Source organism: Dyadobacter sp. LHD-138, assembly GCF_030929615.1.
Taxonomy (GTDB): domain Bacteria; phylum Bacteroidota; class Bacteroidia; order Cytophagales; family Spirosomataceae; genus Dyadobacter.
Window position 1 is genome coordinate 282,406 of sequence record NZ_JAVFVU010000005.1, and the last position, 11,347, is coordinate 293,752.

An 11,347-nucleotide genomic window follows, 5' to 3' on the forward strand; every position below is an offset into this window, starting at 1 on the left:
ATTCCAGTTTTAATTTGTTCAAACAGATGCCTAAAAAAAACAGTTTACTTTTTCATGAATAAAAATTCGGCGTTTCATCCAGAAAATAATTAAAAAAAATTAAAAACATTTTCGACTTTCTCCCGTTCTTTTTTCGTAAATTAATATAAAAAAAAGTAGTTAATATTTTCATAAACCAAGTTAAATGTATCTGCCTACCTGAAAGAAGTTTACTTCTTACTGTTTATAAAAACACGACTGCAAAAAAACAGTGAGATTTGAAGTTTTTTAAGAGAAAGGATTTGTACCTTTATTCCGTGTTTACGAACTAAGAACGTTTTTCGTTCGTTAACAAATCATTAAAAAAGGAATAAGATTTGCAGCCAGCAAACGAACATATTTCTAACTCATTATTCTTCTCATGAGCGACGCCATAAAGCATGAGTGCGGGATTGCACTCATCCGTCTTCGAAAGCCATTTCAATACTACATTGACAAATACGACACGCCGCTATATGCCGTGCACAAGCTTTCTGTAATGATGGAAAAACAGGTCAACAGAGGGCAAGATGGAGCCGGAGTTGCCAACATCAAAATTGATGTTCCGCCTGGAAAACGTTATATCAGCCGTTACAGATCCGTAGAACCACAGCCACTTACCGACATTTTTTCCAAAATTCATAAGAAATTCCGCAAAGGGCTTAAGAATAATAAGGAGCGAATCTCGGATGCAAAATGGTTACAGGAAAATCTTGCATTCACGGGTGAAGTCTGGTTGGGACATTTGCGCTACGGAACACATGGTACCAATGAGGTCGAAAACTGTCACCCGATGTTACGCCAGAGCAACTGGAGAAGCCGGAATCTGGTCATGGCGGGAAACTTTAACATGACCAATGTTGACGAGCTTTTTGGGAAACTGGTCTCTCTTGGTCAGCACCCAAAAGAGAAAGTAGACACCGTTACGGTTATGGAGAAAATTGGACATTTTCTTGATGAAGAAAACCAGCGTGTCTTCGATCGTTTCAAAGGAATATATGAAAATCCGACTTTATCGGATGTTATTGAAGAAAATATTGACTTACAGCGTCTTCTGTACCGATCATGCCGCGATTTTGATGGCGGATATGCGATGTGCGGTCTGACTGGTTACGGAGCTTCTTTTGTCATTCGTGATCCGGCTGGAATTCGACCTGCTTTTTATTATGCTGATGACGAAGTAGTCGTTGTTGCCTCTGAAAAACAGGCGATCAAGGCTGCATTTAATGTCGAATATTCTCAGATTCAGGAAATCACGCCTGGTTCGGCGCTTATTGTTGATAAAAACGGAGAGTATAACGAGTTTCCTATTCTTCCACGTCTTGAAAAACGTTCGTGCAGCTTTGAGCGTATTTATTTCTCAAGAGGTACCGATCCGGATATTTACTACGAGCGCAAGCAACTTGGTAAATTATTGATCCCGCAGATACTTAAAGAGATCAATTACGATCTTGAAAATACGATCTTCTCTTATATTCCAAATACGGCTGAAACATCCTTCCTCGGAATGATCGAGGGTCTGGAAGAATATCTGGCGAAGAAAAGAAAGCAGGCCATTATGGATGGAATCCTTTTTGAGGCCGATCTTGAAAAAGTCCTTTCTTTCCGTCCCCGTATCGAGAAGCTCGTAACAAAGGATGTTAAATCAAGAACCTTTATTACAGCCGATGAATTGCGCGACGACATGGTGTCGAGTGTGTACGATACCACCTTTGAAGTTGTTCGTAAAAATGTGGATACTGTCGTCATTATTGATGATTCGATCGTACGCGGCACGACCCTGGAAAAGAGCATTCTGACCATGCTTGACAGACTAAATCCGAAGAAAATCGTGGTTGTATCGTCGGCACCGCAGATCCGCTTCCCGGACTGTTATGGTATCGACATGTCTAAAATGAAGGATTTCGTGGCTTTCAGGGCTGTGTTGAAGTTGCTTGAAGACAGAGGCATGGATTATTTACGTGAGGACGTCTACACACAGGCTGTGGCATCCATCGCGACAAAAAATTCCTTCCATACCAATTATGTGAAAGCCCTTTATGATCCTTTTACAGACGAAGAAATTTCAAATGCAGTCGCTGAAATTATCCGTCCCAAGGATTTGAATGCTGAGCTTTCCGTGATTTTCCAAACCGTTGACAATCTTCACAAAGCTTGTCCAAACCATATCGGAGACTGGTACTTTACAGGAAATTATCCAACTCCGGGCGGAAATAAAGTAGTGAACAAAGCCTTTGCCAATTCGCATGAAGGCAAGCTGGAAAGAGCTTATTAATAAAGACTTTCTTATATATCTTACAGTCGTCTGTTTTTCGGACGGCTGTTTTTTTATGTAATTCGAAATTGCGATAAAATTAAAAATAACCTCTAATTTGGCATTTTATTAAAAATCTAAATCCATATGATCTCATCTCACAAATTCAATTTTGGTAAAATCCTCTCCTTCGTATTATTGCTTTCTGCTATCCTGGGCGCTTCCGCACATGCGCAAACCACATCAAAAGGAAGTCTGAAAGATATAAATTTCCTGGACGGACGCTGGAAAGGTAATTATAACGGAGGAACCATTGAAGCTTCATGGACTGCCCCCGAAGGCGACAATATTGTTGGATTTATCCGTATGGTTAAAGATGGCAAAGCAACGCTTTATGAACTTTTTGCTTTTGAACAAACCGAAAAAGGACCTGTTGCCCATGTAAAACATTTCAAGCCGGGTATGATTTCGCTTGAAGAGAAGGATGTGTCTGACACTTACAATTTTATTGAGGCTAAGAAAAACGAAGCTTTATTCGAAAAAGATGATGTTTCGGTACGTATTATTTATGAAAGACGTAGCCAGAATCAGCTCGTGATCAGAAGAGGAAAAATGGAAAACAATAAGTGGGAATTCATCGACTTATTCGTTTTCAACCGTATTCCTTAATTTTTAAGGATCAGGTAAACACCTGCGATCAACAGCAATGCGCCGCATATCCTGGGAAAACTGATCGGATGTACTGCAAAACCCTGAAAGCCGTAGTGGTCTATGACCATTGCGGCTAACATTTGTCCGGCTATAACCAAACAAATCAAGTTGGCCGGTCCGATGTCCCTCACAATAAAAATTACCGTGACCACGTAAAAAGCACCTAAAAATCCTCCCGCATATTTCCACAAACTCACTTCACGGAAAGTTTCAAGCGAGGGCAACGGATTCTGGTTAAAAAACGGGAAAGCAATCAACAATACCATAAGTCCAAAGCTGAACGAGGTGATCGCCGCCATAAGTGGATTTCCCAGCGCAACACGAAGCTGTGCGTTTACACCCGACTGGATCGTATTAGCCATCCCGATCATAAAAGCCAGGAGCAGGAATAACCAATTCATATTGTTAGAAATAGTAGATTTTGAATCAGATTCGCAGTCGGATTATTTTTTCAATTCATTCACTTTATCAGGATCCACAGTACGGAAATGTCCGTAAACTCTGAGAATAATAGCCAGCGCAACAGTCACTTCCGCAGCGGCCACCACAATAACAAAAAGTGCAAAAAGCTGCCCTCCTATCCGTTCCGGATCATGACGGCTAAAAGCAACCAGGTTAATATTAACGGCATTCAGCATCAGCTCAATCCCAAGTAAAATACCAATCAGGTGTTTTTTCGTAATGGCAATGGCTAGCCCTATGCAGAACAAAGCCGCCGCAACAATTAAATAATGTTCTACCGGAATGGTTGTCATGAGGCAGGATTTCGGTTTAAGGCAAGATAGGCGGCTCCAACTAACGCAACCAGTAAAAGTATAGCGGCAATTTCAAAAGGTAAAAGATGGCTGGTCATCAATTCAACGCCGATTGTTTTAAGCGTCGAGCGAGAAACATTGCTTTCGCCCGTCATCTTGAAATTTGAAGTGACGATCACATAAGACAAAAAACCAAACAAACTGGCACCAATCAGAAAGCCCCAGAACTGACGGGCCATGGATACGACTACACGGTTGGGCGTTGTAGAAATTGCTTCTTTATCTGCTTTTTGGGTCAGCATGATACCAAATATCAGTAACACGAGGATCCCTCCAACGTAAACCATAATCTGCGTAACAGCAAGAAAATCTGCTCCGGCTAAAACATACAACGCTGCAACGCCAAGAAATGCCAGGAATAAAGCAAATGCGGCGTAAATAAGATTTCTGGAAAACAGTATAAAAAGCGCAGCAATAATCGCCAGTCCTGAAAAACCATAAAATGCAGCTATTTCCATATTGATCTTACTAATTATTTATTCCTGATCGGGTGTCTTAGGTTTTGGTTTCATCGTCGGACGAAATGCTGGTTTCGCTTTTACCTCCTCATTTTCAACTTTGTCAACCGAGGCTTCCGGTGTATCTGAAACCGGAGTTTTAGGCTTCATCGTGGGGCGGAATGCAGGTTTGGCAACAACGGGCTCTGCCGGAGTTGCAGAAATATCTTCATTCTGAGGAGCCGCTTCAACTTTCGGTTTCATCGTGGGACGAAACACGGGTTTTGCCTTTACCTCCTCATTTTCAACTTTGTCAACCGAGGCTTCAGGCCTATCTGAAACCGGGGTTTTAGGCTTCATCGTTGGGCGGAATGCTGGTTTGGCAACAACGGGCTCTGCCGGAATTTCAGACGCATTTTCACGCTGAGGAGCCGCTTCAACTTTCGGTTTCATCGTGGGACGAAACACGGGTTTGGCCTTTACTTCCTCATTTTCAACTTTGTCAACCGAGGTTTCCGGCGTATCTGAGACCGGGGTTTTGGGCTTCATCGTTGGGCGGAATGCAGGTTTGGCAACAACGGGCTCTGCCGGAGTTGCAGAAATATCTTCATTCTGAGGAGCCGCTTCAACTTTCGGTTTCATCGTAGGACGGAACGCTGGCTTGGCTTTCGGTACTTCATCCGGCTGGACTTCGTTACCTTCCTTTGCCTCTGGCGGTACTGCCTTTGGTTTCATTGAAGGTTTGAAAGGCAAACGCGGAGCCACCGTTTTCTCTGCCGGTTCCTCAGGCACTTCATCAGCCGCAATAGACTTGACCTCAGTCGGAGCCGGTTTACGAGGCTGAAAAACCGGTTTTGGTTTGACAACTTCCGTTGGTTCTTCCTCCGCTGAAACCGCTTCCTGTTTCGGTTTAATTGTCGGCTTGAAAGTCGGACGTGCCACAGGTGCTTTCGCCGTCACTTCAGGCGCAGCAGCCGGTTTTTGCGCCGCCTTAAGGGCTTCTTTTTCTTTTTGGAATTGTTCCAGTAAATCTCTTTTTTCCTGTGCCTCCTCCGCCGTGAGATTTCCGAAATTATAAACCATATCCCGTATATCGACCTCACTGTAATCGAAAGTCTTCGTCATTGTGAGGCATTCTGTCGGGCATACGGTGGTACAAAGGCCGCAATAGCAGCACTTTGCCATGTCAATATCAAATTTGGCGGCGTACAAGCGGATTGGCGAACCGTCCGATGCTCTGCCCACCTCTTCAATCGCCCGGATGGGCTCAATTTCTATACAATCAACGGGACAAACTTTTACGCATTTATCACAGACAATGCAGTCGTCCATCTCGTTATGCAAACGATAGCGGCCATTATCCGGAATCGGAATGGTTTCCTGAGGATATTGAATGGTAACAATACCATTCTGTAAATCAAAAAAATCACCTTTTCGGATATCCGTTGCCATACGCCGTTTTCTTGCATCAAATAAATGGCGCAAGGTCAGCTTCATACCCGTCAACGTGGTATTGATACCCTCTGATATATTTTTAAAGTAAGTCGACAACGTTAGCAGGTCTCGATTTTCAATTCATAACTAATCCGGAGCGTTCCGAAAATAAGCCTATTGCAAAGATAGAGTAAACTCTGAAAAAACTTACTTTTCCACAAAAACACCTTCCAATAACACCCATAATTCTTTCTGGATTGACTGCGTTTTATCCGCCGTATACCAACGCTGAATGTCTTCGGCAAACGCTTTGAATGGGGTTTTCTCCGGATTGGCTATATATTCTTCCAGTTTATGCTGAGCACCTTCCGGACGTGGTCCCCAGGTAAAAATCTCGTCAAACTCCTCATCCACGGCAATAAGTTTAGGGATAGAACGTCCTCCGTTGGTCAGATACCGATCCATAAGATCCAGATTTTCGTCCCGCAGCAATAATTGAAAGCTAATCAGTGGATTTAATTTAGCCACTGCTGCCAGTACGGGAATACATTGTGCGGCATCGCCACACCAGGCTTCCGTAAGTACATACCAGGTCTGCGGTATTTGAATCTGCTTCACTGTCATTTTCAAACTTTCGCTCAAAACCGTCGTCTTGTTAAGCCGCTGCATCCGGTGCAGGTTCAGCTTTGTATAGTCATTGAGCTCTTCTGACTGTTTTGGGCCGGTTGTCCTTTGTTCCATGACAACCAATTCCATCAATAACATATAATCGGGATAAGAATAAATATTCCGCTCCGTCCCATTCTGAAATAAATCCGCTACGTTCTTCATGAAAATACATTGGTACAAAGAAAAAACCCGTACATGATCATTTCAGTTCAGACAATCCGGTTCAAATATTTACTATAATCGATTTGTTCTGCTATATAATCTTCATTCATCAACGGGGAGGTGAATAAATAATCGGCAGTAGCGCGGTTTGATGCCACGGGTATATTCCACACCACGCATAAACGCAGCAAGGCTTTTACATCCGGATCATGCGGCTGCGCCGACATCGGATCCCAGAAGAAAATCAGCAAATCAATCTTTTCCTCGGCAATCATGGATCCTACCTGCTGGTCACCACCCAGCGGGCCGCTCAAAAGACGGATCACAGGCTGCTCCAATAATTCTTCCAGTAACCTCCCCGTTGTGCCCGTGCCATATAGTTCATTTTTTGCCAATTGCGCACGATTGGCACGCGCCCAGTCCATCAATTCCGTTTTACGGTTGTCGTGTGCCACCATGGCGATACGTTTGCGGGCAGCGATTTTTCTAAAATTTGTCATTACAATCCGGACTTGAGAGCAAACATCAGTCCAAAACCAATGCGGTTCAAAGATGCTCAATATAATTCAAATACTCTTTTGCCAGTACCTGCCTGTCAAAATGTTTTTTGGCAAAACGATAACCATTCTCTCCCTGCGCTTTCACCAACTCAGGATTTTTTAAATAAACCCTGATCTTTTCCGCAAAATCAACCGGATCCTCCGGTTCCACAAAAATACCGGCAGCAGCCTCTTCTACAAGCTGCCTGGAAACCCCGTCAATCACCATCAAAACAGGCTTTTTACAGGAAAAGTAATCGAAGGTTTTATTTGAATAAATGGTCTTGAAGACATCTGTTTTCTTCAAAACGGAAGCGCCCATATCGGACGCGATTATATATTTCAAGACTTCCTTTTTGGGCAATGCGTCTATAAAATGTACATTTTCAATTTTTCGGTTTGCAGTTTGAGCTATCAAACATTCCTTCTGTTCTCCATCGCCAATAAGCAGGAAAAGCACATGGGTATCGCGCAACAATTCCGCAGCTTCCAAAACCTGAGCCAGATGATTTGCCACACCATGGGCACCTGCATAAGTGATTACGACCCTGCCCTCCAATTTTTTAGCTTTCCTGAAAATGACGGGATCAAATTCGCCAAGCAGCTTATCGGAAAGGGCAAAATCTGCGGCATTTGGAATTAAAATGATCTTATCAGCCGGGATATTCTTCTTAGCTATTAAAATTTCACGAAATGCCGGTGTCAAAACTACAATTGCCTTCGCTCTGCGATAAACCAGGGATTCCAGCCAAAAAGCAAAACGGATCAGCAATTTGTTTTTCAGCACACCCATATCCATGGCAGATTCCGGCCATAAGTCGCGGATCTCAAACAAAAAAGAAATCCCCTTCCACCAGTTCAGGAAAACAGCGATGAATCCTACGAATAAGGGCGGCGAGGTCACGATCATGATGTCATACTCGTCCTTTGCATAAAAAATGCCCGCCCAGATACCAGAAAAAGTAAAGGCAAAAAAACCAGACAAACGGCTAAAAAATCCTTTTCCTGGTTTCCCGGCATAACAACGGATCACTTTCACCCGGTCCCGGTTTGTGTACCTGTGAAAGAACTTATCCTCATAATCCGGAGATCTGTTTCCCATGTAATGTCGCATGCCGGCAATAACCGTAATCTCATGCCCGCTTTCCGACCAGATCCGGCTCATTTCATTCCAGCGGGTGCCACCACCTTCGCCATCTTCAAGAAAAAACTGATGTATCAACAATATGCGCATCCTTCATTTTTCTTTGAGGTTCAAAACCGATTTCAGTCCTGATGTATCTTTCGCCTGTACTAAAAACGATACGATGCGTCTGTTTTTTACAACCATAAGAAGGCGCATACCAACCCTCCGTTTTGACCGATGGAATCTCTTTGCCTGATTTCAGAAAAGCCCTGATATAGAATTTTTCAAAAAAATTCCCTGTCGGGTGCCAGAGCTGTTGCATTGCAATATTGGCGGGGGCGTTTTCAATCCAGTCTTCAATAATCCAGTGAAACACGTTCTCTGTTTTCGTCACCCGGCGCCGATGAATAATATTTCCACCAAGTTGTTTGAATCCTTCAAACCAGCCTTCGAAAACCGATTTATCATCGCCTGTTTTCCAATATCCATAGCTTTTTGTGATCCAGTCATGCCAAATGAACCACAGTCCTCTCCTCATTTGATCATAGCCGTCAAGCATAATGGTGTTATGGGAGGCGGTTCCTGAGAAATAATCTGTCCATTTTTTTTCGGTATTGTATTTGAAAGATCCCGCATCCCTCAAAATGTTTTCACCATTTATCCAGATATCAAGGTGTAAGTTATCAGACTGAAAAGGACGGTTTTGGTAACTGCCGCAGCGAAGAAATGCCCTGCTGCTTTTGTCCTGTAAAACATAATAACCTCCATGAGGAAAAATATAGGTTTTCACCTCATTTCCATGTCGTAATTGCCTACTTTCCTTTTGCCCTGGTATCCCGAGCCACCAGCTTTCTTCTTCCCATGGGCCCGCACCATAATTGAGCGCTTCGCCCAAAACATTGGCCAGGGCCGATAACTGCGGTCTGTAATCTCTGAAATGGCAGTCGGATAACGGGAAAAATAAGGCGCCATCATTGTTCCCATAATTTGGCAGCTTCCCGGATCTGTGATCCTGACAAGCATGTAAAAACCACAATGATTTTTTGGCTTTGTCATAGACAACCGCATCCCAGGATTCATTATTCAGATGCGCCAGCTGAATCGCCCAGCTCAGCAGCTGAATCACAACCCGGTGATAATTCATCGAAAACTGTAAAAACGTGCCGTCTTCATAAACTTGATAGGTAATTTCCTCTTCAAACCATTTTTTCCCGCTTCGCTTCCAGTCCGCACTTTCTTCGAAAAAAGGATATAACAACCCTACCAGGTATAAGCCCAGCGTTTCCGTTAAAGCATGATTATTCCGTACGGCTATCCGGGAAAAATGAATATTACCGGCAACATGACGCATCTGGTCGTAAATACTACCAGTAATGTGATCAAATAATGGTTGCGTTAAGGCAGGTGATTTTTTGTAATACTGTAACGCGAAAGTCCAGTTCAAAACCCGGAGCGTAATTTCCTGGCTGCATCGCCAGTTGGGTCCGCAATTCACAGGATTATCCTGAATCCAGCTTTTTATTGCCGCAAAAACGGCCTCAGATTGGTCTTTGCCAAAGTGGTAATCATACCGGATCAGATCGTAAAGAAATGTAAACCGGGATTTCTCCCAGACAAATTTGATATCACCAGCCTCAGCCGAAAAATCAGCAATCTCCGTCCAGTGTTTTGACTTGTCGTACTGAAAACCAGTTTCCGGATTTGTCACCCAACGATCTACTTTGTACCAGATTGAGCAAAAAAACAGTATCTGATTATTTTGAAATGCCTTAACACGCTTCGCCAGCGACCGGTAATCCAATTGATTTAAAGGCTGAGAAGAAATTGCAGGCCCGTCCCCGAAGAAAAAATGCACAGGCAGATTTCGCCAGTCTGTCAAAGTAATTAACGTGCCATGATCGGATGAAACAGGAAAACGATACTTCAAGATCCCTGTTCTTCTTTGAAACGCATACCAAAGACGAAAGCTCGTGTAGCGCAGCCCCATGTTCCAGGCAAACTGAACGGCATCGGACAGCGCTGTCCAATGATTTTTAATAATTTTCTTCATAAAAGTGTGTGTAATTGTTCATGCAAGATAAGAAATTGAGGGAGTCCTGGTTTATAAACCGTTTACAGTTTTACAAAAGGTTATCTTTGGGTCATATTTCGGCATTTTGAAAAATAGATGCGCTAGCAGCATTGCACTTCATCATGCCTTAATATCCCATTAGTACCTTTGGTTTTAACTTTTAAACATGACTCCTACGACTTTATCAAAATACACAGTACCGGTTTTAAAAAAAGACCAGCCCGACGATACTTATAAATTCCAGCCGCTGCCCGCACCAACGGGTGAATATCCTTATCATCTTGCATTACAGAAAATCATCCCGGAAGTCGGCACAGAAAGGACCGTTTTCCACATGCTGGGCGATACCGGCAGTATAGGAAATCCTGCTTTTCAGCATCTGGTAGCCAGGGAAATGGCAAAACAATATGAAGTTGGAGAAAAAGACCAGCCTCAGTTCCTATTTCACCTCGGCGATGTAGTTTATACTTTTGGTGAAGCCAATCGTTATTACACGCAGTTTTTTGAACCTTATCAAAAATATCCCGGCCCGATATTCGCCATTGCCGGAAATCATGACAGCGATGTAAATCCAAATGCAATTCCTTACAAAAGCCTTGATGCTTTCAAGGCGGTTTTCTGCGACACCGAACGCAGAGCGGTCAGTTTTGGCGGCGAAGCGGAGCGAACCAGTATGATCCAGCCCAATATTTACTGGACGCTCAAAGCACCTCTGGCGAATATCATCGGGTTACACAGCAATGTTCCCAAGTTCGGCGTCATTACACCAAACCAAAGAAACTGGTTTAAGGAAGAGTTAAAAACAGCGGCCTCAGAACGCCCTGAAAAGGCTTTGATACTTGCCCTGCACCACGCTCCTTACTCAGCGGATATCAACCATGGTGCAAGCGTACCGATGATTGAATTTCTCGAAGGTGTTTTTGGATCAAGCTGAAAAGTTGGGGGGAATGAAATAAATTATTTGCTTTGTAGCCCGAACCAATCCCGTTTGCGTGTTGAACGAATCTTATCAAGCCTTAGTCCGTATCCTTTTGCCAGAAGGCATCCTTGAATATTTCGAGCTTACCAAAATTGTGGAGTCTATTCCTGGCTTGAACATCTACCTTGAAGA

At 43.4% G+C, this 11,347-nt stretch carries 11 protein-coding genes; 3 read left to right on the forward strand and 8 right to left on the reverse strand.

Annotated elements, in window-relative coordinates:
• Positions 1 to 400 precede the first annotated feature (400 nt).
• The gene (locus RB622_RS05400) at positions 401 to 2,293 is read left to right on the forward strand and encodes an amidophosphoribosyltransferase (RefSeq protein ID WP_308045507.1); all 1,893 of its coding nucleotides are present in this window, start codon (positions 401 to 403) and stop codon (positions 2,291 to 2,293) included.
• 126 nt (positions 2,294 to 2,419) lie between these two features.
• A complete protein-coding gene (locus tag RB622_RS05405) occupies positions 2,420 to 2,941 on the forward strand; it encodes a DUF6265 family protein (RefSeq protein ID WP_308045508.1) in 522 nt (173 codons plus the stop codon).
• Here the strand turns inward: RB622_RS05405 and RB622_RS05410 are convergent.
• From RB622_RS05410 to RB622_RS05445, 8 genes are all read right to left on the reverse strand, one after another.
• Entirely contained in the window at positions 2,938 to 3,384 is a 447-nt protein-coding gene (locus RB622_RS05410) for a DMT family transporter (protein ID WP_308045509.1), read from the reverse strand. The genes RB622_RS05405 and RB622_RS05410 overlap by 4 nt on opposite strands.
• A 42-nt stretch (positions 3,385 to 3,426) precedes the next feature.
• Positions 3,427 to 3,738, reverse strand: coding sequence for an NADH-quinone oxidoreductase subunit NuoK (nuoK, locus tag RB622_RS05415; protein ID WP_308045510.1), 312 nt, complete (start codon positions 3,736 to 3,738; stop codon positions 3,427 to 3,429).
• A complete protein-coding gene (locus RB622_RS05420) occupies positions 3,735 to 4,256 on the reverse strand; it encodes an NADH-quinone oxidoreductase subunit J (protein WP_308045511.1) in 522 nt (173 codons plus the stop codon). The genes nuoK and RB622_RS05420 overlap by 4 nt, the downstream gene beginning before the upstream one ends.
• Positions 4,257 to 4,274: 18 nt before the next feature.
• Positions 4,275 to 5,786, reverse strand: coding sequence for a 4Fe-4S binding protein (locus tag RB622_RS05425; RefSeq protein WP_308045512.1), 1,512 nt, complete (start codon positions 5,784 to 5,786; stop codon positions 4,275 to 4,277).
• Positions 5,787 to 5,876: 90 nt separating this feature from the next.
• Positions 5,877 to 6,500: a thioredoxin family protein gene (locus RB622_RS05430; protein ID WP_308045513.1), complete on the reverse strand. Its 624-nt coding sequence runs from the start codon at positions 6,498 to 6,500 to the stop codon at positions 5,877 to 5,879.
• Positions 6,501 to 6,547: 47 nt separating this feature from the next.
• Positions 6,548 to 7,000 (reverse strand): methylglyoxal synthase, encoded by a 453-nt coding sequence (locus tag RB622_RS05435; protein ID WP_308045514.1) that lies wholly within the window; start codon positions 6,998 to 7,000, stop codon positions 6,548 to 6,550.
• 46 nt (positions 7,001 to 7,046) lie between these two features.
• Positions 7,047 to 8,273, reverse strand: a complete 1,227-nt coding sequence (locus RB622_RS05440; protein ID WP_308045515.1) for a glycosyltransferase family 4 protein — start codon at positions 8,271 to 8,273, stop codon at positions 7,047 to 7,049.
• On the reverse strand, positions 8,239 to 10,215 hold the full coding sequence (locus RB622_RS05445; RefSeq protein ID WP_308045516.1) for an alginate lyase family protein: 1,977 nt from the start codon (positions 10,213 to 10,215) through the stop codon (positions 8,239 to 8,241). The genes RB622_RS05440 and RB622_RS05445 overlap by 35 nt, the downstream gene beginning before the upstream one ends.
• Positions 10,216 to 10,402: 187 nt before the next feature.
• Here RB622_RS05445 and RB622_RS05450 point away from each other — a divergent pair, with 187 nt between their 5' ends.
• Positions 10,403 to 11,170, forward strand: a complete 768-nt coding sequence (locus RB622_RS05450) for a metallophosphoesterase (RefSeq protein WP_308045517.1) — start codon at positions 10,403 to 10,405, stop codon at positions 11,168 to 11,170.
• The last annotated feature ends 177 nt before the right edge of the window (positions 11,171 to 11,347 follow it).

Coding starts and splice junctions, on each gene's coding strand:
- RB622_RS05400 (WP_308045507.1), top strand. CDS start 401: ATGAGCGACGCCATAAAGCATGAGTGCGGGATTGCACTCATCCGTCTT.
- RB622_RS05405 (WP_308045508.1), top strand. CDS start 2,420: ATGATCTCATCTCACAAATTCAATTTTGGTAAAATCCTCTCCTTCGTA.
- RB622_RS05410 (WP_308045509.1), bottom strand. CDS start 3,384: ATGAATTGGTTATTCCTGCTCCTGGCTTTTATGATCGGGATGGCTAAT.
- nuoK (WP_308045510.1), bottom strand. CDS start 3,738: ATGACAACCATTCCGGTAGAACATTATTTAATTGTTGCGGCGGCTTTG.
- RB622_RS05420 (WP_308045511.1), bottom strand. CDS start 4,256: ATGGAAATAGCTGCATTTTATGGTTTTTCAGGACTGGCGATTATTGCT.
- RB622_RS05430 (WP_308045513.1), bottom strand. CDS start 6,500: ATGAAGAACGTAGCGGATTTATTTCAGAATGGGACGGAGCGGAATATT.
- RB622_RS05435 (WP_308045514.1), bottom strand. CDS start 7,000: ATGACAAATTTTAGAAAAATCGCTGCCCGCAAACGTATCGCCATGGTG.
- RB622_RS05440 (WP_308045515.1), bottom strand. CDS start 8,273: ATGCGCATATTGTTGATACATCAGTTTTTTCTTGAAGATGGCGAAGGT.
- RB622_RS05445 (WP_308045516.1), bottom strand. CDS start 10,215: ATGAAGAAAATTATTAAAAATCATTGGACAGCGCTGTCCGATGCCGTT.
- RB622_RS05450 (WP_308045517.1), top strand. CDS start 10,403: ATGACTCCTACGACTTTATCAAAATACACAGTACCGGTTTTAAAAAAA.